This window comes from Bradyrhizobium sp. 160, from assembly GCF_023073735.1.
Lineage (GTDB): Bacteria > Pseudomonadota > Alphaproteobacteria > Rhizobiales > Xanthobacteraceae > Bradyrhizobium.
Window position 1 is genome coordinate 417,989 of sequence record NZ_JADPKD010000028.1, and the last position, 20,555, is coordinate 438,543.

General features: G+C 64.3%; 19 protein-coding genes and 1 pseudogene. 13 read left to right on the forward strand and 7 right to left on the reverse strand.

Annotated elements, in window-relative coordinates; genetic code table 11:
• Positions 1-529 precede the first annotated feature (529 nt).
• Genes IVA98_RS11515 through IVA98_RS11530 form a run of 4 tightly spaced genes read left to right on the forward strand, consistent with a single transcriptional unit; the run spans position 530 to position 3,854 of the window.
• Positions 530-1,447 carry a branched-chain amino acid ABC transporter permease gene (locus IVA98_RS11515; RefSeq protein WP_247307705.1) on the forward strand — a complete coding sequence of 306 codons (918 nt, stop codon included), beginning with the start codon at positions 530-532 and terminating at the stop codon, positions 1,445-1,447.
• Positions 1,444-2,388 carry a branched-chain amino acid ABC transporter permease gene (locus tag IVA98_RS11520; protein WP_247307708.1) on the forward strand — a complete coding sequence of 315 codons (945 nt, stop codon included), beginning with the start codon at positions 1,444-1,446 and terminating at the stop codon, positions 2,386-2,388. Before IVA98_RS11515 ends, IVA98_RS11520 begins: the two co-directional genes overlap by 4 nt.
• Positions 2,381-3,148: an ABC transporter ATP-binding protein gene (locus IVA98_RS11525; RefSeq protein ID WP_247307709.1), complete on the forward strand. Its 768-nt coding sequence runs from the start codon at positions 2,381-2,383 to the stop codon at positions 3,146-3,148. Before IVA98_RS11520 ends, IVA98_RS11525 begins: the two co-directional genes overlap by 8 nt.
• Positions 3,141-3,854 (forward strand): ABC transporter ATP-binding protein, encoded by a 714-nt coding sequence (locus IVA98_RS11530; RefSeq protein WP_247307711.1) that lies wholly within the window; start codon positions 3,141-3,143, stop codon positions 3,852-3,854. The genes IVA98_RS11525 and IVA98_RS11530 overlap by 8 nt, the downstream gene beginning before the upstream one ends.
• Before the next feature lie 114 nt (positions 3,855-3,968).
• On the opposite strand, the gene IVA98_RS11535 is transcribed toward IVA98_RS11530, so the two are convergent.
• The 3 genes from IVA98_RS11535 to IVA98_RS11545 all read right to left on the reverse strand — a co-directional run bounded on the left by IVA98_RS11535 (position 3,969) and on the right by IVA98_RS11545 (position 7,617).
• Entirely contained in the window at positions 3,969-4,325 is a 357-nt protein-coding gene (locus tag IVA98_RS11535) for a hypothetical protein (RefSeq protein ID WP_247354865.1), read from the reverse strand.
• 291 nt (positions 4,326-4,616) lie between these two features.
• The gene (locus IVA98_RS11540; RefSeq protein ID WP_247307712.1) at positions 4,617-6,065 is read right to left on the reverse strand and encodes a glutamine synthetase family protein; all 1,449 of its coding nucleotides are present in this window, start codon (positions 6,063-6,065) and stop codon (positions 4,617-4,619) included.
• Positions 6,066-6,258: 193 nt separating this feature from the next.
• Complete coding sequence (locus tag IVA98_RS11545) at positions 6,259-7,617, reverse strand: aromatic ring-hydroxylating dioxygenase subunit alpha (RefSeq protein WP_247307713.1); 1,359 nt, start codon at positions 7,615-7,617, stop codon at positions 6,259-6,261.
• Between the two features lie 109 nt (positions 7,618-7,726).
• Here IVA98_RS11545 and IVA98_RS11550 point away from each other — a divergent pair, with 109 nt between their 5' ends.
• Entirely contained in the window at positions 7,727-8,512 is a 786-nt protein-coding gene (locus tag IVA98_RS11550) for an IclR family transcriptional regulator domain-containing protein (RefSeq protein ID WP_247307714.1), read from the forward strand.
• A 65-nt stretch (positions 8,513-8,577) separates the two neighbouring features.
• Positions 8,578-8,910 carry a PRC-barrel domain-containing protein gene (locus tag IVA98_RS11555; RefSeq protein WP_247307715.1) on the forward strand — a complete coding sequence of 111 codons (333 nt, stop codon included), beginning with the start codon at positions 8,578-8,580 and terminating at the stop codon, positions 8,908-8,910.
• A gap of 51 nt (positions 8,911-8,961) precedes the next feature.
• Here IVA98_RS11555 and IVA98_RS11560 read toward each other — a convergent pair whose 3' ends face one another.
• Together IVA98_RS11560 and IVA98_RS11565 are read right to left on the reverse strand one after the other, a co-directional pair.
• Positions 8,962-9,357: a group II truncated hemoglobin gene (locus IVA98_RS11560; protein ID WP_247307716.1), complete on the reverse strand. Its 396-nt coding sequence runs from the start codon at positions 9,355-9,357 to the stop codon at positions 8,962-8,964.
• A 74-nt stretch (positions 9,358-9,431) separates the two neighbouring features.
• Positions 9,432-10,340 (reverse strand): helix-turn-helix transcriptional regulator, encoded by a 909-nt coding sequence (locus IVA98_RS11565; RefSeq protein WP_247307718.1) that lies wholly within the window; start codon positions 10,338-10,340, stop codon positions 9,432-9,434.
• Positions 10,341-10,460: 120 nt separating this feature from the next.
• Here IVA98_RS11565 and IVA98_RS11570 point away from each other — a divergent pair, with 120 nt between their 5' ends.
• From IVA98_RS11570 to boxB, 4 genes are all read left to right on the forward strand, one after another.
• A complete protein-coding gene (locus tag IVA98_RS11570) occupies positions 10,461-12,002 on the forward strand; it encodes a benzoate-CoA ligase family protein (protein ID WP_247332398.1) in 1,542 nt (513 codons plus the stop codon).
• A gap of 128 nt (positions 12,003-12,130) precedes the next feature.
• Positions 12,131-12,949 (forward strand): alpha/beta fold hydrolase, encoded by an 819-nt coding sequence (locus IVA98_RS11575; protein ID WP_247307722.1) that lies wholly within the window; start codon positions 12,131-12,133, stop codon positions 12,947-12,949.
• 190 nt (positions 12,950-13,139) lie between these two features.
• Positions 13,140-14,828, forward strand: a complete 1,689-nt coding sequence (boxC, locus tag IVA98_RS11580; RefSeq protein ID WP_247307723.1) for a 2,3-epoxybenzoyl-CoA dihydrolase — start codon at positions 13,140-13,142, stop codon at positions 14,826-14,828.
• Positions 14,829-14,955: 127 nt separating this feature from the next.
• A complete protein-coding gene (gene boxB, locus IVA98_RS11585; RefSeq protein ID WP_247308150.1) occupies positions 14,956-16,392 on the forward strand; it encodes a benzoyl-CoA 2,3-epoxidase subunit BoxB in 1,437 nt (478 codons plus the stop codon).
• A gap of 166 nt (positions 16,393-16,558) precedes the next feature.
• Here boxB and IVA98_RS11590 read toward each other — a convergent pair whose 3' ends face one another.
• Together IVA98_RS11590 and IVA98_RS11595 are read right to left on the reverse strand one after the other, a co-directional pair.
• Positions 16,559-17,368, reverse strand: a complete 810-nt coding sequence (locus tag IVA98_RS11590) for an SDR family oxidoreductase (protein WP_247307724.1) — start codon at positions 17,366-17,368, stop codon at positions 16,559-16,561.
• A gap of 132 nt (positions 17,369-17,500) precedes the next feature.
• The gene (locus IVA98_RS11595; RefSeq protein WP_247307726.1) at positions 17,501-18,559 is read right to left on the reverse strand and encodes a polysaccharide deacetylase family protein; all 1,059 of its coding nucleotides are present in this window, start codon (positions 18,557-18,559) and stop codon (positions 17,501-17,503) included.
• A gap of 164 nt (positions 18,560-18,723) precedes the next feature.
• Here IVA98_RS11595 and IVA98_RS11600 point away from each other — a divergent pair, with 164 nt between their 5' ends.
• From IVA98_RS11600 to IVA98_RS37565, 3 genes and pseudogenes are all read left to right on the forward strand, one after another.
• Positions 18,724-20,118: an OmpA family protein gene (locus IVA98_RS11600; RefSeq protein WP_247307728.1), complete on the forward strand. Its 1,395-nt coding sequence runs from the start codon at positions 18,724-18,726 to the stop codon at positions 20,116-20,118.
• 2 nt (positions 20,119-20,120) lie between these two features.
• Positions 20,121-20,420, forward strand: coding sequence for a hypothetical protein (locus tag IVA98_RS11605; protein ID WP_247308152.1), 300 nt, complete (start codon positions 20,121-20,123; stop codon positions 20,418-20,420).
• Between the two features lie 36 nt (positions 20,421-20,456).
• A pseudogene (locus IVA98_RS37565) lies at positions 20,457-20,552 on the forward strand (haloalkane dehalogenase); the annotation flags it as partial.
• Positions 20,553-20,555 lie beyond the last annotated feature (3 nt).

Genomic DNA, 20,555 nt, shown 5'->3' on the forward strand with positions numbered 1-20,555 from the left:
AGAGTGCGGCTGGGATCCTCAAGCTTCCCGCTCGGGAGCCGGGAGAAGGCAACGGCCAAATTGTTTTCGACGAAAATCGGCACGCTCAAATGGAAGCGCGTCGCTCGGACGCATGCGGTCGCGATCGCGATCCGCCACAGAATCATGGGCAGCGCTGGAGGCCTCGACGGTCAACGGCGTGCTCGCTGAACCGGACGACCTTCACCACCAGATGACGTCGCACTAGACGCATCTCTCGCTAAAGCTTCAACGACATTCCCACCCTCCTTCGGCTTGCCCGGGGGAGATGATCGTTTGGGTGCGGCAGGTTGCCCCATACCGCACGGCAACCTTCTTGCATTGCAAAGCAGGTGTCGGCCACGTGCGCCGGGATGCAACAAAGTGCATGTTTGCTGTCAAATCGCACTTGCCTCGGAACGATACTGCCATTACCCATTTTTCGGCCTTGAACAGGCAGGGGGAGCTCTTTCACTGATGGCGACCGTGTTCGAACATCGGCGCGACACTGCGTGCGCCTGAAAGAGTCTTGATGCTGCTCGTCGTCGAACAGTTCTTGAACGGATTGCAGTTCGGCCTGCTGCTGTTCCTGCTCGCCGCCGGCCTGACGCTGGTGTTCGGGATCATGGATCTCGTCAACCTCGCGCACGGCTCGCTCTACATGATGGGCGCCTATTTCGCCGCGACCTTCGCGGCGTGGACCGGCAGCTTCCTGCTCGGTGCGCTGATGGCGCTTGGCGCAACGCTCATGCTCGGCATCGTGCTCGAGATGACTGCGCTGCGGCATCTCTACGGGCGAGACCATCTCGACCACGTGCTCGCGACCTTCGGCCTGATTCTGTTCTTCAACGAAGCCGTGCGGCTGATCTGGGGCCCGGCCGGCCTTGCGTTGCCGCTGCCGGCCTGGCTCACCGTGCCGGTCCCGATCCTGCCCGGCATTCATTATCCCGCCTATCGCCTCGCCATCATCGCGGTCGCGCTGCTGGTCGCGCTGTTGCTCTATCTCGGCGTGATGCGCACCCGCATCGGCATGCTGATCCGGGCCGGGGCCTCCAACCGCGAGATGATCGGCGCGCTCGGCATCAACATCAAGCTGCTCTACACGCTGGTTTTTGGCTTAGGTGCCGCGCTCGCAGGCCTTGCCGGTCTGATGCAGGCGCCGATCCTCACCGTGCAGATCGGCATGGGCGAGAACATCCTGATCCTCGCCTTCGTCATCATCGTGATCGGCGGCATCGGCTCGATCCGCGGCGCGTTCCTGGCCGCAATCTTCGTCGGCATGATCGACACGCTTGGCCGCGCCTTCCTGCCGAACCTGCTCCGGCAGGTGCTGAGCGGCGCCGCGGCCTCCACCGCCGCGCCCGCGCTGTCATCCATGCTGATCTATCTCCTCATGGCGATCGTGCTGGTGGTGCGGCCGGAGGGGCTGTTTCCGGCCAATCGTCGATGAAGGCTTTCACTGTGAGCAAGGCCGTCACGGCCCTGATGCTGGCGGGCCTCGTGCTGCTGCCGCTCTATTCGCACCTGACCGGCAACATCTTCATCCTGACGCTGTTCACCCGCATCATCATCCTGGCGCTGGCGGCGGCGAGCCTCAACCTCATCATGGGTTTCGGCGGCATGATGAGTTTTGGTCACGCTGCCTATCTCGGCATCGGCGGCTACGCAGTCGGGATGCTCGCGCAGGAGGGCGTCGGAAGCGGCTTCATCCAGTTTCCCGTCGCGCTTGCGGCCTCCGCGACTTACGCGCTGGTGATCGGCGCGCTGTCTTTGCGCACGCGCGGCGTCTATTTCATCATGATCACGCTCGCCTTCGCGCAGATGGCCTATTACGTCGCCTCTGGCCTGGCGCGCTACGGCGGCGACGACGGTCTCACCGTTTACAAGCGCAGCGACTTCTCCGGACTGATCAATCTCGGCGACCGCACGCAGTTCTATTATCTCTGCCTCGCCTGCCTGCTCGGTGTCATTTTCCTGATCTGGCGCATCGTCAACTCGCGCTTCGGCCTCGTCGTGCAGGGCCTGCGCTCCAACGAGCAGCGCATGCAGGCGATCGGCTTCCCCGCCAAACGCTACCAACTCGTCTGCTTCGTCATATCAGGCACCATGTGCGGCCTTGCCGGCGCGCTGCTTGCCAATAACACCGATTTCGTCAGTCCCGCCGTGATGTACTGGACCCGCTCCGGCGATCTCATGGTGATGGTGATCCTGGGGGGCATGGGCACGCTGTTCGGTCCGGTCATGGGCGCGGTGGTGTTCCTGCTGCTGGAAGAGTTCTTGTCGCAGATCACCGAATATTGGGCGCTGATCATGGGCCCGCTCTTGCTGCTCATTGTCCTGTTCGGCCGCGGCGGCATCATGGGCGCGCTCGGGAGGGCTGGCCGTGGCTGAACCCCTACTCCGTGTCGAAAAGCTGGTGCGCCGCTTCGGCGGCATCGTCGCGACCGACAACGTCTCGCTCGAGGTCGCTAGCGGCGAGTTGCACGCCATTATCGGCCCGAACGGTGCCGGCAAGACCACCCTGATCAGCCAGCTCACGGGGCACCTCGAGCCGCATTCCGGCAGCGTCTCGCTGGCGGGGCGGGACATCACCTATCTGCCGGCCTATCGCCGCTGCGCGCTGGGCCTCGCCCGTTCGTTCCAGATCACCTCGCTGCTGCTCGACTTCACCGCCGCCGACAATGTCGCCCTGGCAGCCCAAGCGCATGCCGGTACGTCGTTCCGCTTCTTCGCCAATGCGCGCAAGGAGAAGAGCCTGCGCGATGCCGCCCATGCCGCGCTCGATCGCGTCGGCCTGTTGCACCGCGCCGATGTCGTGGTGTCCAGGCTCAGCCATGGCGAGCGGCGCGAGCTCGAGCTCGCGGTTGCGCTCGCGAGCAAGCCGAAGCTCCTGCTGCTCGACGAGCCGATGGCAGGCCTCGGCGTCACCGAATCGCAGCGCATGGTGAAGTTGCTGCAGGAGCTGCGCAAAGAGGTCTCGATCGTGCTCGTCGAGCACGACATGCCGGCGGTGTTCGCGCTCGCCGACCGGATCTCGGTGCTGGTTTATGGCCGCGTCATCGCCTCCGGGAATCCCGCCGCGATCCGCCAGAACGAGGATGTCAAGCGGGCCTATCTCGGCGATCAGCATGTGGTGACGCATCATGGCTGACACGCTGCTGGGCGTCGAGGGCATCGAGACCTGCTACGGCCTGTCCCAGGTGCTGTTCGGCTTGTCGCTGTCGATCAAACCGGGCGAGATGGTCTCGCTGATGGGCCGCAACGGCATGGGCAAGACCACCACCATCCGCTCCATCATGGGCCTGACGCCGGCGCGCGCAGGCAGCATCCGTTTCGCGGGCGCCGAGGTGCGGCAGCTTCCGTCATACCGGATCGCCCAGCTCGGCGTCGGCATCGTGCCGGAGGGACGCCAGATCTTCCCGAACCTCACCGTGCGCGAAAATCTCGTGGCCGCCGCCGCCGATCGTTTCGCTAGTCCCAATCCCTGGACGCTGGCCGCGATCTACGTGCTGTTTCCGCGCCTCGCCGAGCGCGCCTCCAACATGGGCAACCAGCTCTCCGGCGGCGAGCAGCAGATGCTCGCCATCGGGCGTGCGCTGATGACCAACCCGAAGCTTCTGATTCTGGATGAAGCGACCGAAGGCCTCGCGCCGCTGATCCGCGAAGAGATCTGGAACTGCCTGTCGCTGCTCAAGAGCCGCGGACAGTCGATCCTGGTGGTCGACAAGAATGTCGATCACCTCGCCCGCATCTGCGACCGCCACTACATCATCGAGCGCGGCAAGACGGTCTGGAGCGGCACCTCCGACGAGCTGATGGCCGCGCCGGATCTTCAGCATAAATATTTGGGAATCTGAGGCCCCTGAGGAGCGCGACGTCCGCCCCCAGCTTCGCCGTTGCGAGCAGGATCCTCGGCGGCAGTCTGGATTTGCTTCGCTTCGCTGGCAATGGCGGTCGTGAGAGCTGCGCCCTCACCAATAAATCCCGTGGCGATGCAGTTCGCGGATCACGCGCGCTTCGAAGGAGGGCTGGCGTCGCTTCGCCTTGCTGCTGCCGGTCGTGTCGCTCGCGGGCGTTGCAGTCGACTGCGCGGCCGTTGCGGCGGTTGCAGCAGGTGCGGCTGGTGGCGGCGTGGGCGTCGTCGTTGTGGTCTGAACGGCAGCCCGCCCTTCTGGAGCCTGGGTCGACTGCGGCGCGACCGTCGCGGCGGGCTGCTCAGCCGCCTGTTGGCTCGCATCGGTTGCGGCGAGGCTCAGGCTTCGCGGGCCAGCAGCAAAGGCTTCTGTTGCAACCAGCGACAGGACCGCGATCAGAATCAGCTTGCGCATGGAAGTGCCCATTTTGGCCAATGCGTATTACCTATTCGGTCCGGCAGGGAAGCTAACGCGCTAGCCGATGCGTCCCGATCTCAATCAGGGTGGTCCGGCAGGAGAGGTGATAGATCAGGCTGAATAATTGGTCCCACATGATCGAACTCCGTTGTTCATCACGGGCTAATCTAGACCCGGCGTCTTTCCGCCGGTTTTCGAGGGATGGGGAAAATGACTTCGTCGGACGGCAGTCAGATGTCGTCGGAACAGGTAGGACGAAGTCGCCTCACGGAGGCGTGAGAGCCTCGATTAAAACATCTCGAAATATTCGCGGTGCTCCCAGTCGGTTACCTCAGACAGGAAGCGATCGATCTCGGCGTTCTTGATGTGGGTGTAATAGTCGACGAACTCAGGCCCGAGCTTTTCGCGGAAGAACGGATCGTCCTTCAGCGCAGTGACCGCGTCGCGCAGCGACTTCGGCAAGAGCGGCGCCTTGGTCTCGTAGGGGGTGTCCGCCGATGGGCCGGGATCGAGCTTGCGGTCGACACCGTCGAGGCCGGAGAGAATCTGTGAGGCCATGTAGAGATAGGGATTGGCGGCGGGCTCGCCGATGCGGTTCTCCAGGCGCGTCGCAGCATCGCCGGGCGCGCCGAGCACGCGGATCATCACGCCGCGATTGTCGCGGCCCCAGATCGCGCGGTCCGGCGCCAGCGAATAGGAGCGGTAGCGCTTGTAACCGTTGATGGTCGGCGTGGTGAACAATGTGGAGGCGCGGGCGTGGTCGAGCAGGCCGGCGAGGTACGCCTGGCCGAACGCGCTGAGCGGCTCGCCGCCGTCCTTCGCCGCTTCCTTGGCCATGAACAGGTTCTCGCTATTTCCGCGCGAGACGATCGATTGGTGCAAGTGCCAGCCGCTCGCGAAAACGTTCGGCAGTTTCGGCCGGCACATGAAGGTGGCGTGATAGCCATGCCGGCGCGCGATCTGCTTTATGGCGGAGCGGAACAGCACCATGTTGTCGGCGGGCTCCAGCCCCTTCTTCGGCGCGAAGGTGAACTCACACTGGCTGGGGCCGAACTCGACCTCGACCGAGCGCAAGGGCAAGCCGAGCGCGACGATGTCACGCCGCAAAATCTCCAGCACCGGCTCCATCTGATCGAAGCGCTGCTCGGTGAGATATTGATAGCCGTGGCTGAGCAGGCCGACCGAGGGCGGCGTGCCGGGCTGGCCGGCGTCCTCGGGCCGCATATGCGCGTCGTCGAGCTTGAAGATGTGGAATTCGACCTCGAGCCCAGCGACGAAATCATGGCCGCGGCTTGCGAGGTCATCGAGAACCTTGCGATACAGCGCCCGCGTTGCGAACGGCACGGCGCGGCCATCGTTGAAATAAAGGTCGCACAGCACCCAGCCTGTGGCGGGCGCCCATGGCAGCACGCGAAAAGTGCTGGGATCGGCGACCATCAGCACGTCGGCTGCGCCCTCCATCTCCTTCATGCCGAAGCCGCCGCCGGAGGTGAACACCGGAAACACCGTGCGATGCGAGCTGTCCTTGGCAAGCATCGTCGTGGTGATGGAGCAGCCGCTCTCCAGCGACGCGAGAGCTTCAGCGGCGATGATGGTCTTGCCGCGCAAGATGCCGTGCTGGTCGGGGAAGGCGAGGCGGATGACCTCGAGGCTCTTTTCCTCGACGACGCGGCGCATGCCCGCCGCCGCGTCCCTCTGCTCATCCGACCACAGCGCATGGCGCGCGACGAAAGTCACTTTGATCGTTCCTTCTCGCCCGGTGAGAGGATAGCCCACGCTGTCATCGTCCGCGAAGGCGGACGATCCAGTATTCCAGAGACGGTCGTGTGTCCACGAGAGGCCGCGGCGTACTGGATGCTCCGCTTTCGCGGAGCATGACAGTGGAGAATGTGGAGGCGCGGTCGCGACCCGCCGGCGGCGAAAGGCATCGTCACTCCGCCGCCGTCAGCCGGTGCACGTTGTCGGCGATGTCCTTCGGCACCGGCGCGGTCCATGGCGCGCCGCGGCGGCGCTTTACGTCGACCTCCATCCAGTAGGTCTCCCAGCCCCGCGTCGGGCCAATGCCGTCCATGGTCGCCGGTCCCTGGATGCTGCGCGCGTTGGCCTCGTCCAGGAACAGCATCGGCTTCTCGCCGCCCGACACCTTCTCGATCTCCTGCCGCAGCAGGCGGCGATATTGCACGATCGCCTTGTCGCTCTGACCGAGATGCTCCTTGGTGCGGTCCTGGATCGCGCCCATCGATTCCACCGCCCACTGGTCGTGGACGTTGATGTCGGTGCCCATGCCGGTGTAGGTCGCGGTCTGCTGTTCGTGCGGATCGAAGCCGTAATCGTTGCTGCGGTTCTTGCGCGATTTGTAGTCGGGCAGCTCATAGAGCTCGAGCCGCTGCTCGCGCATCTTCGTCTTGTCCACCGGGTTCGTGTAGCTGGTGAAGATCGCGTACCAATAGCAGTTCTCGTCATCGATCGGCACGTGCCACTGCGTGATCGTCATCTCCGTGCTCATGGGGATGACGAAGCCGTGCGGGAAGAGCTGATTAGTGACGCGCACATGGGTGCGCTCCTCGTCGATCTCGCGCAGCGCGATCAGCCTCAGACCGTATTCGGTGTGCTCGACATTGATAATTGGACGGTCGTATTCGCGCAGGATCTTCGTCATCGGCAAGTCAGAGCCGGCGGAGGCACCGCGGAATTGCTTGCCGTAGGCGGTGGACGTGTCCTCGTCCTCGAAGAAGCGGTGCAGATAGGAGGCGTGCGCGGGGTCGATGCCGACCTCCAGCGCCTGGAGCCAGTTGCAGGCCATGTGGCCCTTGAAGGCGAACGTGTGCGTGCCGGGCGCAACAAAGCAGTCGAGCTCCGGGAATGCCGGCGGCGCACCTTCGCCGAGATAAGCCCAGAGGATGCCGCTCTTCTCGACCACGGGATAAGAGCGCTGGCGAATGTTCTGACAGAGCTTGGAATCCTTCGGCTCGGCCGGCGTCTCGATGCACTGGCCGGTGGCGTCGAACAGCCAGCCATGGAAGGCGCAGCGCAGGCCGCCATGTTCGAGCCGACCGAAGGCGAGGTCGGCGCCGCGATGCGCGCAATGGCGGTCGATCAGGCCGTACCGTCCGGTCTCGTCGCGGAACAGCACCAGGCTCTCGCCGAGCAGTTTTACGGGACGGATCGGCCGCGCACCCTCTAGCTCGTCCACCAGCGCCGCCGGCTGCCAGTAACTCCGCATCAGTCTGCCGCAGGGGTCCTTGGCCCCGGTGCGGGTGATCAGGTCGTTCTGCTCCTGGCTCATCATGGCGCGTACGTCCTTGTGCAGGGAGTTTGTTCGCCTATTGAACTAGTGGGCGAATTATGACATGCCTGGGCGCGGCAGCAAGCACTATTTTGCAGGATCATCCGAAGCCATGCCCAAGCTGAAGCGGAGCGAGAGCGAGGAGCGCGCGACGGATTTCGTCGAGAGCCTCGATCGCGGTTTGCGGCTGCTGCAGTGCTTCGGCACCACCGCCGGCCCGATGACGCTGAGCGATCTTGCCCGCGCCGCCGATCTGCCCCGCGCCACCGCGCGGCGCATGCTGTTCACGCTTCAGCGCGGCGGCTTCGCTTCCGGTGACGGAAAGCTGTTCTCGCTGACGCCCCATGTGCTGACGCTGGCAGCGTCCTACCTGCGCTCGAACCAGCTCGTCGTGGTCCTTCAGCCGGTCCTTGATCGCATCGCAACCGGCGCGCAGGAGATCGCGTCGCTCGCGGTGCTCGATGGCGATGACGTCGTATTCATCGCGCGCGGAAGCCCTGCGCGCGTTTTCTCCGGCGGCCTCGAGATCGGCTACCGGCTTCCGGCCTTCTGCACCTCTGTCGGTCGCGCAATGCTCGGCCAGTTCGATGACGCCGATCTTGCAGCGCGACTGAAGACCATGAAGCGCGAGGCGCTGACGCCGCAGACCGAGGTTGATCCAAAAGCGCTACTCGCGCGCATCACTGCCGACCGCGCGCAGGGCTATTCGCTGGTCGACCGCGAGGCGGAGCCGCATTTCCGCTCGATCTCGGTTCCCGTCCGCCGCTATGACGGCGTGATCGTCGCCGCCATCAACATGGGGGCTCACGTCGACCGGGTGCCGGCACAGGAGCTGCTCGACCGTTTCCTGCCGCTGTTGCGCGAGGGCGCGGAATTGGTGCGCTCGCAGCTTCTGTAGCTGCATTCCCGTCGTCTCGAAAGCGGTGCTATAATGAGCAAGCACAAGAGAACAGGGAGGACGCCATGCACCATACCATGGTTCCCAGCGATCGCGTGGAGCACGTCGCCGTGTACGGACGCGACGGGACGAAGCTCGGCACGATCGAGCGACTGATGCTGGACAAGATGAGCGGAATGGTCGCCTATGCCGTGATCAAGACGGGCGGGCTGCTCGGCACCCGTCACCATTATCCTCTCCAGTGGAGCGCGCTGAAATACGATCCAAGCCGGCAGGCGTTCCAGACCGAGTTGACGCTGGACGAGCTCAGCAGCGGCCCATGCGAGTTCGACGGCGATGCTTTCGACTGGGGCGACCGCTCGCGGTCCTACCCGCATCCGCATTACTGGTCGGTCTAGCCGCGTCGCAGCTCGTGTGGGCGGGCTAAAGGTCGGCAGCACCACGCTCGATCAGTTCGGGTTGCGCATCCAGTCGGCGAGACCGGACAGCGCCTTGGCGAGGTCCTGCCGCGCGTTCGTGTCAGTGACCGTCTCCTCCAGCGCGCTGCGCATGCAGGCCATCCATGCGTCGCGCTCGGCATCACCGATCGCAAAGCCGATGTGGCGCTGGCGCAGCCGCGGATGGCCTTTCTCGACGGAGTAGAGCCGCGGGCCGCCGGTCCATTCGGTCAGATAGCGCTTCAGCACGTCCCTGATCAGACCGAGGTCGGCCGCATGCATCGCGCGGATGACTTTCGCTTCCGGCAGGATGTCCATGCGCTCGTAGAAGCCATCGACAAGGCGCTCGATCGTGGCACTGCCGCCGATCCGCTCGAACATGGAGATTGCGACGTCGCTATCGCTCATCGGTCTTCCCAAAGCTTGCTGTTGGGCTGGGATATAGCGAAATTGGAGGGTGTAGATGCAGCGAGAAAGGGATCCTACAGCGCGAGGCTGCGGAGGCCGAAGCTGCGCGCTTCGTTCTGCAGCACCGGGCGGACCGCGTCGATCAGCCGTGCGGCCGCGGCATCGACGGACAGGCCCGCGGTATCCACCACCGCGGTGGCGCGCGAATACAGCGGTTCGCGGCTGAGCAGGATGTTGCGCAGCTCGGCCATCGCCGAGCGATCATCGGCCATCGGGCGCAGATCGCCCTGGCGGCGGACGCGGGCCATGTGCTCCTCCGGCTCGGCCTTCAGCCAGATCGTGTAGAACGACGACAGGATCTGGTCGAAGGTCAGAGGCTCGGAGACGATGCCGCCGCCGGTCGCCAGCACCATCAGCTCGTTGCGCGCAAGCAGCTGCTGCAGCGCCGCCTGCTCCATGCGGCGAAAGCCTTCTTGGCCGTACAGCGCAATGATCTCGGCGACCGAGAGCCCGTTCTGCTGCTCGACCTCCTTGTTGAGCTCGACGAAAGTCCAGCCGATCTTCTTCGCCAGCATCCGGCCGAGAGTGGATTTGCCGGCGCCGCGTAGGCCGATCAGCGCAATGCCGCAGAACGGCGCGCGCCGCGGTGCAGACGCGCTGCCGCCGGCGAGCAGATCCTTGGCCTGCGCAATCTGCGCCGGTGTCGCCTTGCGCAGGAGATCGCGGAAAATCTGCCAGTCTGGCGTCGGATCGGCGCTAGGAAGCAGGTCTTCGAGATGTGCGCCCATCGCGTCGGAGACGCGGCGGAGCAGCACGATCGAGACATTGCCCTTGCCGCTCTCGAGTTGCGCGATGTAGCGCTCCGAAATCCCTGATACTTTGGCGAGCACTTTGCGCGACATGCCGCGCAGCGCGCGCATGGTGCGCACGCGCTGGCCGAGCTGTTCGAGAAATCGGGATTCGGCGTCGGGACTTTCGATCATGAGTCTTCTTTAGCGGATGTCCTGCGGCGCGTTTTAATGAAACATAATGCCTGCTGGCATTGACAGCAAGCCGCCACGGTGTCTTTCTATGAATTATAATTCTAAATTGGGGAGACGTCCGTGAGCGAGGGATCCTACAACGCGGTGACCTGGCTGCTCGACCGTAACGTCGAAGAGGGCAGGGGAGGCAAGCCCGTCTTCGACGACACCGTCTCGCGGCTCACCTATGGCGAACTGCAGCACCAGACGCGCCGCGCCGCGAACATGCTGCGCCGGCTCGGCATCCGTCGCGAGGAGCGCGTGGCGATGATCATGTTGGATACGGTCGACTTCCCGATCGTGTTCCTCGGCGCGATCCGCGCCGGCATCGTGCCGGTGCCGCTCAACACGCTGCTGACCTCCGATCAGTACGCCTACATTCTCGCCGATTGCCGCGCCCGTGTGCTGTTCGTGTCCGAGGCGCTCTATCCCGTCATCAAGGACGTCGTCGGCCGCATGCCCAATCTCGAGCACGTTGTGGTCTCCGGCGCCAAGCAGAACGGCCACAGGCAGCTCGCCGAGGAGCTCGCGGGCGAGAGCGACCAGTTCACCACCGCCGCGACACATCCGGACGAGCCGGCGTTCTGGCTCTATTCGTCGGGCTCCACCGGCATGCCCAAGGGCGTGCGCCATCTGCATTCGAACTTGCAGGCGACCGCGGATACCTACGCGAAGCAGGTGCTCGGCATCCGCGAGAGCGACGTCTGCCTGTCCGCCGCAAAACTGTTCTTCGCCTATGGCCTCGGCAATGCGCTGACCTTCCCGATGTCGGTCGGCGCCAGCGTGATCCTGAACAGCGAGCGGCCGACGCCGGCACGCATGTTCGATCTGATGAACCGCTACAATCCCTCGATCTTCTACGGCGTGCCGACGCTGTTCGCGGCCATGCTCAACGACGAGACGATGAAGGCCGAGCGCTGCGGCAAGGCGTTGCGCATCTGCACCTCGGCCGGCGAGGCGCTGCCGGAATCCGTTGGTCTTAGCTGGAAGGCGCGCTTCGGCGTCGACATTCTTGACGGTGTCGGCTCGACCGAGCTGCTCCACATCTTCCTGTCGAACGCGCCCGGCGACATCAAGTACGGCTCCTCCGGCAAGCCGGTGCCGGGCTATGCAGTGCGGCTCGTCAACGAGGCCGGCGAGGACGTCGCCGATGGCGAGATCGGCGAGCTCCTGGTCGATGCGCCCTCCGCTGGCGAGGGTTACTGGAATCAACGCCACAAGAGCCGCCGTACTTTTGAAGGCCCGTGGACCCGAACCGGCGACAAATATGTCAGGGATGCCGAGGGCCGCTATACCTTCTGCGGCCGTGCCGACGACATGTTCAAGGTCTCCGGCATCTGGGTCTCGCCCTTCGAGGTCGAGAGCGCACTGATCACACACCCCGCCGTGCTGGAAGCCGCTGTCGTGCCTGAGGCCGATCCGGAAGGGCTATTGAAGCCAAAAGCCTTCGTCGTGCTGCGTCCGGGTGCGAAGACGACGGACTTGCAGGAGATGCTGAAGGAGCACGTCAAGCAGAAGATCGGCCCGTGGAAATATCCGCGCTGGATCGACGTGGTGGATTCGCTGCCGAAGACGGCGACCGGGAAGATTCAGCGGTTCAAGCTGCGGGAGGGCGCGCATTAGTCGCTCGTCATTCCGGGGCGATGCGAAGCGTCGAACCCGGAATCTCGAGCCTCCAAGACAATCTCGAGATTCCGGATCAGCTCGCGCTGCGAGCTGTCCGGAATGACGCAAAGAACGGGAACGACAGCATGACCAACCTCGCCCTCACCGGCTTCCTCGACATCGGCACCGCCAGCCTCGAATACAAATGGCTCGCGCCATCGTCCACCGAGGCTCCCACCATCGTCATGCTGCACGAAGGCCTCGGCTCGGTCGGCCTCTGGGGCGACTTCCCGGACAAGCTTCAGCAAGCCACAGGCGCCGGCATCTTCGTCTATTCGCGCGCAGGCTATGGCCAGTCGAGCAAGGTCACGCTGCCGCGGCCGCTCGATTACATGCAGCGCGAGGCGCTCGACGTGCTGCCGAGGCTGCTCGACATGATCGGCTTCAAGCGCGGCCTCCTGCTCGGCCATTCCGACGGCGCCTCGATCGCGACGATCTATGCCGGTGCGCATCAGGATCATCGCCTCAGCGGCCTCGTGCTGATCGCGCCGCATTTCATCGTCGAGGACGTCTCGGTGAAATCCATCGCCGCGATCAAGACGGCCTTCGAGACCACGGACCTTAGGGCCAAGCTCGCGCGCTGGCATCAGGACGTCGACAACGCCTTCTATGGGTGGAACGGCGCCTGGCTCGATCCAAAATTCCGCGACTGGGACATCTCGGAATACCTCGCCTACATCCGCGTTCCCGTCATGGTCCTGCAGGGCGTGGAGGACCAATACGGCACCCTGCGTCAGGTCGAGATCGCGCAGGAGGAGTGCTACTGCCCGGTCGATGTGAAAATCATTTCAAGTGCGGGGCATTCCCCGCATCGAGAGGCGCCGGCGGCGACGCTCGAGGCGATCGCGCAATTCGCGAAAGCGGCCCTGCGCGACGATCAGGGCCTGCAAGGACGCGCCGCATGATGGCGGCGGCGTGACAGGTCCGAGGCCCGTAGGACCGGAACGGGCTCGTAATATCAACGCGGCCATGGCCGGCATTGGCATGAAACAAAGTGCATGACGTGGCGGCCAAGGGCTAGACGCATCCAAAAAGATGCATTATTGTGCATCTAACGCTACGCGAAAATGCATAATCAAGCTTAGGGTGTGACCCATGGCCGGGGAAGATCGGCGCCTCGCAGGCGGCGCGACGTTCATCGATTTCCAGACAGACCCGTCCCGCTACCGGCATTGGAAGCTCGCATTCGACGGCGAGGTCGCGACGCTGACGATGGATGTCGACGAGAATGGCGGTCTGTTCGAAGGCTATCTTCTCAAGCTCAACTCCTACGATCTCGGTGTCGACATCGAGCTCGCGGATGCGATCCAGCGGCTGCGCTTCGAGCATCCCGAGGTGAAGGTCGTCGTGATGCGCTCGGCCAAAAACCGCGTGTTCTGCGCCGGCGCGAACATCCGCATGCTCGCCGGCTCCACCCACGCTCACAAGGTCAATTTCTGCAAGTTCACCAACGAGACCCGCAATGGCATGGAGGATTCCTCGGAGAATTCCGGCCAGCGCTTCATCACCGTGGTGAACGGCTCAGCGGCCGGCGGCGGCTATGAGCTCGCGCTTGCGACCGACTACATCATCCTCGCCGATGACGGTTCGTCTGCCGTTGCCCTACCCGAGGTGCCTTTGCTCGCCGTGCTGCCCGGCACCGGCGGACTGACCCGCGTCGTCGACAAGCGAAAAGTGCGCCGCGACCACGCCGATTTCTTCTGCACCATCGAGGAGGGCGTGAAGGGCAAGCGCGCCGTGCGATGGCGCCTCGTCGATGAGATCGCGCCGAACTCAAAGCTGGAGGCGAGGATCGCCGAGCGGGCCAAGGAATTCGCGGCCGCCTCGAAGCGCAAGGGAAGCGGCAAGGGCGTCGCGCTGACGCCGCTCAAGCGCCTGATCGACGAGACCAGCATCCGCTACGGCTTCGTCACGATCGACATCGATCGCACCGCGCGCATCGCTACGATCTCCATCAAGGCGCCGGAAGCGGCGCCGCCGGCCGACATTGACGGCATGATGGCACAAGGGGCTTCGTTCTGGCCGCTCCAGGTCGCGCGCGAGCTCGACGACGCCATCCTGCATCTGCGCATCAACGAGCTCGAGATCGCCATGCTGGTGTTCAAGAGCCATGGTGACCGCGCCCATGTGCTCGCCAGCGACGTCTTCCTCGAAGCCAACAAGGCGCACTGGCTGGTCAACGAAATCAGGCACTACTGGAAGCGAGTCCTCAAGCGCATCGACGTCACCTCGCGCACGCTGGTCGCGCTGGTCGAGCCCGGCTCCTGCTTCGCCGGCACGCTCGCGGAACTCGTGTTCGCCGCCGACCGCTCCTACATGCTGATCGGCACGCGTCAGGGCGACAACCGTCCGCCGCCGTCGATCGAACTGTCCGCGATGAATTTCGGTCCCTATCCGATGAGCCACGGGCTGACGCGGCTTCAATCGCGCTTCCAGGCCGATCCGTCCGATGTCGCGCGCGCGGAGGCGACACTCGGCACCGCGCTCGACGCCGAGCAGGCGGAAGAACTCGGCCTCGTCACCTTCGCGCTCGACGACATCGATTGGGACGACGAGGTCCGCGTGTTCCTCGAGGAGCGCGCCAGTTTCTCGCCCGACAGCCTCACCGGCATGGAAGCGAGCCTGCGTTTCGTCGGTCCTGAGACGATGGAATCAAAAATTTTCGCGCGCCTCACCGCGTGGCAGAACTGGATCTTCCAGCGCCCCAACGCTGTCGGCGAAGAAGGCGCGCTGCGCCGTTACGGCAGCGGTCAGAAGCCGAAATTCGATATGACGCGAGTCTAGCGAATAGGAGTGGCGAATGGCGACTAGAAGAGTCCATTCGCTGCTCACCATTCGCTACTCGCGAGCCCGCAAGATGATGACAGTTGTCAAGTAATCAGTCCCCCACGGGAGGTCCACCATGAACATCATGAACGTCGACTACTCGACCAAGATCCCGAACAACGTCAATCTCGCCGAAGACCGCCAGGTCCTCAAAGCGCTGGAAGGCTGGCATCCCGGTTACATGGATTGGTGGAGCGATATGGGCCCGGAGGGCTTCCAGGAATCGCTGGTGTACTTGCGCACCGCTTATTCGGTCGATCCGCGCGGCTGGGCCAAGTTCGACTATGTCCGCATGCCCGAATATCGCTGGGGCATTTTGCTGGCGCCGCAGGAAGAGAACCGCGTCGTGCCGTTCGGCGAGCATTACGGCGAGCCGGCCTGGCAGGAAGTCCCGGGCGAGCATCGCGCCATGCTGCGCCGCCTGATCGTGATCCAGGGCGACACCGAGCCCGCCTCGGTCGAGCAGCAGCGCCATCTCGGCAAGACCGCGCCGTCGCTCTATGACATGCGCAATCTGTTCCAGGTCAATGTCGAGGAAGGCCGCCACCTCTGGGCGATGGTCTATCTGCTCCAGAAATATTTTGGCCGCGACGGCCGCGAAGAAGCGGACGATTTGCTGCGCCGGCGCTCCGGCGATGCCGATGCGCCGCGCATGCTGGGCGCCTTCAACGAGGCGACGCCGGACTGGCTGTCCTTCTTCATGTTCACCTATTTCACCGATCGTGACGGCAAGATGCAGCTGCATTCGCTGGCGCAGTCGGGCTTCGATCCGTTGTCGCGCACTTGCCGCTTCATGCTCACGGAAGAGGCGCACCACATGTTCGTCGGCGAGACCGGCATCACCCGCGTCGTGCAGCGCACCTGCGATGCCATGCGCGAAGCCGGCATCTCCGACCCCACCGACATCGCAAGAGTCCGCGCGTTAGGGGTGATCGACCTGCCGACCATCCAGAAGAAGCTGAATTTGCACTATACCCTATCGCTCGACCTGTTCGGCTCGGAAGTGTCGACCAATGCGGCCAATGCCTTCAACGCCGGCATCAAGGGCCGCTATCACGAGACCCAGATCGAGGACGATCACCAGCTCAAGAACGCCACCTATCCGGTGCTCAAGTTCATCAACGGCGAGATCAAGCTGGTCGACGAGCCGGCACTGACCGCGCTCAACATGCGCCTGCGCGACGATTACAGCCAGGACTGCGTCAAGGGCATGCTGCGCTGGAACAAGGTGATCTCGACCGCGGGCTACGACTACAAGCTGACCCTGCCCAATGTCGCCTTCCACCGCCACATCGGCGAGTTCAAGGATATCCATGCCACGCCCGACGGCATCCTGATCGACGATACGACCTGGGCCAAGCGCAAGGACGAATGGCTGCCGTCGGCAAGCGACGGCGACTTCATCACCTCCTTGATGCAGCCCGTCACCGAAACCGGCAAGTTCGCCTCCTGGATTGCGCCGCCAAAGGTCGGCATCGACAACAAGCCCGGCGATTTCGAGTATGTGAAGATCGAGTCGTAACCGCCAGGGCCTGAGGCTCGCGCAACACAAACGGTGTCATCACCCGCGAAAGCGGGTGATGCAGTATTCCAGAGGCGTCGGTGTTGAACCGAGAAGCCGCGGCGTACTGGATGCCCTGGTCAAGCCGGGGCATGACGGCGCGAAAACATCGAGCCCCCGCAGCCCCTCAGCTATCCCATCCGCTCCCCTTGATCCCCGGATTCGCATAGACGATGCCGCCGTCGACCGCGATGGTGGTGCCTACGACGTAATCCCCCGCGCGCGAGGCGAGATAGATCGCGGCGCCCGCCATGTCCTCGTCGGTGCCGATGCGCCCGGCGGGCACCCGCGTTGCGACCTCGTCGCCATGGTCGCGCGCGGCGCGGTTCATGTCGGACTGGAACGGCCCCGGCGCGATCGCCGTGACCACGACGTGGTCGGAGATCAGCTTGACCGCCATGCGCCGGGTCAGATGGATCAGTCCGGCCTTGCTCGCGGCATAGGAATAGGTCTCCATCGGATTGACGAAGATGCCGTCGATCGAGGCGATGTTGATCACCTTCGCCGGCCGTTCGGCGGAGGCTGCCGCGCGCAAGGGGCTGGCCAGCGCCTTGGTCAGGAAGAACGGCGCCTTGACGTTGAGGTTCATCACTTTGTCCCAGCCGCTCTCCGGAAACTCGTCGAAATCCGCACCCCAGGCCGCGCCCGCATTGTTGACGAGGATGTCGAGCTTCGACTCACGCTTGCTGAACTCGGTCGCCAGCAGTTCGGCGCCGGCAACCGTCGAGATATCGATCGGCAGCGCGATGCATTCGCCCTCATATCGCGCGGTGAGCTCCTTGGCGGTCTGCTCGCATGGTCCTGCCTTGCGCGCGGTGATGTAGACCTTCGCAGCACCTGCACTGAGAAAGCCCGCCGCGATCATCTTGCCGATGCCGCGCGAGCCACCGGTCACGAGCGCAACGCGGCTATTGAGCGAAAACAGATCGTTGAACATGGTGCCTCCCTTCGGTTGTCACGCGTTGTGGGCGCGGCCGGGAGGGGAGTCAATCTTGTCGTCTCGGAGCGCTTGGGCGCATTGATCCGCTCGGTGTCGTCCCGGCCGCCGCCCGGACGGATGCGGTTGATGCTAGGCCGCCGCAATCCTGCGAAAGCCGTTCCACATCGCGGTCGCGGCGCCCGAGGTCAGCACCGGCAGAATTCGTGTGTCCTGGTAGTTGCCGTTGAGCGAGACGCGCGGCAGCGCGGTCATTTGGCCGGCGTTTTCGGCGAACAGCATGCCGGGCCGCGTGGTCACTGCCGTCTTGAACCCGGCTGCCGCAGCGAGCGCGAATTCACGCGCGCCCGCCGCTTCACGGTCGCCATAGGGATAGGCGAAGTGCTGCACGGGACGGCCGAGGGTTTGCTCGATCCGTGCGCGGCTCACCGCCATCTCGTGCGCGGCGATCCCCTCTGCCTGTTTGGCGAGATTGCAATGGGTGATGCTGTGTGCGCCGATCGTGACCAGGGGATCGGCGGCCAATGTCTTCACCTCGTCCCACGACAGGCAGAGGCTGCGGCAGAGAGCTTCCATGTCGACGCCGTAATTCGTGCAGAGGCCTTCGATCTCGCGCTTGAGATCGTGTTCGCCCGGCAGCGCGCGCAGCCAGTCGTGCAAGCGGTTGAATGCCGCCTGCTTGGCGGCGGGCGTCGTCGCATCCAGCCGCAGCGTGGAATGGCCTATTTTCACGTCGATCTGCTCGGCCTTGGCGATCACCGCTTCCAGCGCCGTCCACCACAGACGTCCGGTGCCCTCGGCGAAATCGCTCGCGACATAGACCGCGAGAGGCGCGTCAAATTCGCGCAGCACCGGCAGCGCATGATCGAGATTGTCGCGATAGCCGTCGTCGAGAGTGAAGGCGGCGAAGCGGCGATCGAACCGGCCCTGCACCAGCCGCTCATGCAGCTCGTCCATGTCGATGATGTCGATGTCGCGCGCGCGCAGATGGCACAGCGTGGCGCGCAGGAATTCGGGCGTGACCTCGAGATGACGGTTCGGCTGGAATGCGGCCTCGCGGGCCGGCCGCACATGGTGCAGCATGAAAATGGCACCGACGCCCGACAAAAGCGGGCGCAACAGATGGTGCGCCCCGCTGAAATAGAGTGCTTCCAGCCCGGCGCGGATGACGTTGTTACGCAGTTGCTTCATGGCCGGCTGGCGGACTCTGGCATTCCGCCTTCAACTTACGGGAGAACCCTTGAACAAAAAGTTATTCCAATTGTCGACGCCGGGCCGCCAGAAGGGCACCATTTCCGGTTTGACAGCCTGCCAAGGGTTTGTTTTGTCTCCGGTTCCAGAGTTCGGGTCGTCGAATGCAGAAGCTTTTCAGGTGGGCCAGCAAATGGTGGCCGGGGCTGATCCCCCTTGTCGTCATGTGGGGATTTGCGGCCTGGAACAACACGTTGCCGGTCGAGGCGGACCTGTCGGCCCGCAGCGCGGCGGCGCTCAAGGATACCGTTTTGGACAAGACCTGGATCGCGGTCGACGGCCGCGACGTCAGCCTGGCGGCGGATGCGTTCTCCGAGGAGGGACGCCGCGACGCCGTGATGGCGGTCGAAGCCGTCCCCGGTGTGCGGCTGGTCGACGACCGGACCCGTCTTGTTCCCGAGGCCAAACCCTTCGTCTGGAATGCCGAACGTGACGTGGTGCGGGTGACCCTGTCGGGCTCCGCGCCGCTGCCCTCGATGCGGGCGCGTCTGACCGAGGCAGCGCGCAAGGAAGTCGCCGGCGTCGAGGTGACCGATCGGATGGGCCTGGCGCGCGGTGCGCCGCCACGGTTCGAGGCCGCCGCGACCTTGCTGCTCGATCAGATCGGCAAGCTCAAGGACGGCAAGATCACGATAACGGACACCAAGGTCAACCTGTCGGGCATGGCGCGCGAACTCGGTGGTCGCGAGGCGATTGCGGCCGCACTGAAAAACCTGCCAGAGGGTTTTTCGATCGCCGCCAACGACGTCAAGGCGCCGCCCTACATCTTCCAGGCCTACAAGGATCCGGTGGCCGCGACGGTGACGCTGACAGGCTATGTCCCGGACAGCAATGTGCACGCGGCAATCGCAACCAGCGCCTCGCGAAAGTTCTTCAACGAGAAGGTCGTGGACAATCTCAAGGCCAGCATCGGCGCGCCCGGCTCGTTCAACACCGCCGTTGTCGCAGCGCTCGGCGCGCTGTCGCGGCTGTCCACCGGCACGCTCGTGGTCACGGATCGCGAGGTGAAGCTGTCGGGCGATGCACTCTATGAAGGTGCCGCCAACGACATCCGCGCAGGGCCAGGCAAGGACTTCCCGAAGAACTGGCAATACAAGCCGGAGATCACGGTGAAGCCTGCGGCAGGCCCCGTCGACGGCACCGTGTGCCAGCAATTGTTCTCGGATCTCCTGGCCAAGGGCAAGATCCGCTTCACGGCGAAGCGCGCCGATATCGATCCGGATTCCGCCGGCATTCTCGACCATCTGATCGAGACGGCGTTGCGCTGCCCCACCGCCAATATCGAGGTCGTCGGGCATACCGACGGCGACGGCGAGGATTCCTTCAACCTGGCTCTCTCGGAGAAGCGCGCGCAGGCGGTGATCGATTATCTGGTCAAGGCAGGCCTGCCCGCCAGCCGCTTCACTGCGGTCGGCCACGGCAGCACGCAGCCCCTCGCCGGCAACGACACCGACGAGGGCAAGGCGCAGAACCGCCGCATCGAATTTCTGGTGAGGTGATGATGCCCTACCTGGCTTCGTTCCATATGGGTTGGCTGGTCGGCTCGCTGCTGCTGGGCTTCTGCATGGGCTGGATCTCCGTGGTCCAGCGCGGCAACGGCACCTCGAAGGTGACCGCGCGGTGGCTCGCCGCGCTTGCCGCCGCCATGGTCGCGGCTTCGTTTGCGCACGTGGTCCCCGGCCGCTTCGGCTATTGGCTCGACCTCGGCCTGATCATGTTCGCGTGTTATCTCGTGGGTTGCACCATCGGTGCCTGGCTGCGCGACAGGGTGGTCTCGCGAAGCACGCCGCCAGCGGCCTGAAGCCCCTGACCGATTGGCGGAGCTTGCCTCTGTCATCACTATCTTCAGGAGGATCACGCTGAAGCGATTGGCCGCTCGGTCGCCGGCTGGATCGCCGGCATCGAAGCGGTGCGTCCGCAACTCGCGGCTTGAAGG

Excerpts from the sequence above, each read along its gene's own strand:
- IVA98_RS11560 (WP_247307716.1), bottom strand. The coding sequence starts at position 9,357 with ATGAGCGATAGCGACGTCGCAATCTCCATGTTCGAGCGGATCGGCGGC.
- IVA98_RS11515 (WP_247307705.1), top strand. The coding sequence starts at position 530 with ATGCTGCTCGTCGTCGAACAGTTCTTGAACGGATTGCAGTTCGGCCTG.
- IVA98_RS11520 (WP_247307708.1), top strand. The coding sequence starts at position 1,444 with ATGAAGGCTTTCACTGTGAGCAAGGCCGTCACGGCCCTGATGCTGGCG.
- IVA98_RS11575 (WP_247307722.1), top strand. The coding sequence starts at position 12,131 with ATGACCAACCTCGCCCTCACCGGCTTCCTCGACATCGGCACCGCCAGC.
- boxB (WP_247308150.1), top strand. The coding sequence starts at position 14,956 with ATGAACGTCGACTACTCGACCAAGATCCCGAACAACGTCAATCTCGCC.
- IVA98_RS11595 (WP_247307726.1), bottom strand. The coding sequence starts at position 18,559 with ATGAAGCAACTGCGTAACAACGTCATCCGCGCCGGGCTGGAAGCACTC.
- boxC (WP_247307723.1), top strand. The coding sequence starts at position 13,140 with ATGGCCGGGGAAGATCGGCGCCTCGCAGGCGGCGCGACGTTCATCGAT.
- IVA98_RS11555 (WP_247307715.1), top strand. The coding sequence starts at position 8,578 with ATGCACCATACCATGGTTCCCAGCGATCGCGTGGAGCACGTCGCCGTG.
- IVA98_RS11565 (WP_247307718.1), bottom strand. The coding sequence starts at position 10,340 with ATGATCGAAAGTCCCGACGCCGAATCCCGATTTCTCGAACAGCTCGGC.
- IVA98_RS11600 (WP_247307728.1), top strand. The coding sequence starts at position 18,724 with ATGCAGAAGCTTTTCAGGTGGGCCAGCAAATGGTGGCCGGGGCTGATC.
- IVA98_RS11550 (WP_247307714.1), top strand. The coding sequence starts at position 7,727 with ATGCCCAAGCTGAAGCGGAGCGAGAGCGAGGAGCGCGCGACGGATTTC.
- IVA98_RS11590 (WP_247307724.1), bottom strand. The coding sequence starts at position 17,368 with ATGTTCAACGATCTGTTTTCGCTCAATAGCCGCGTTGCGCTCGTGACC.
- IVA98_RS11535 (WP_247354865.1), bottom strand. The coding sequence starts at position 4,325 with ATGCGCAAGCTGATTCTGATCGCGGTCCTGTCGCTGGTTGCAACAGAA.
- IVA98_RS11530 (WP_247307711.1), top strand. The coding sequence starts at position 3,141 with ATGGCTGACACGCTGCTGGGCGTCGAGGGCATCGAGACCTGCTACGGC.
- IVA98_RS11605 (WP_247308152.1), top strand. The coding sequence starts at position 20,121 with ATGCCCTACCTGGCTTCGTTCCATATGGGTTGGCTGGTCGGCTCGCTG.
- IVA98_RS11545 (WP_247307713.1), bottom strand. The coding sequence starts at position 7,617 with ATGATGAGCCAGGAGCAGAACGACCTGATCACCCGCACCGGGGCCAAG.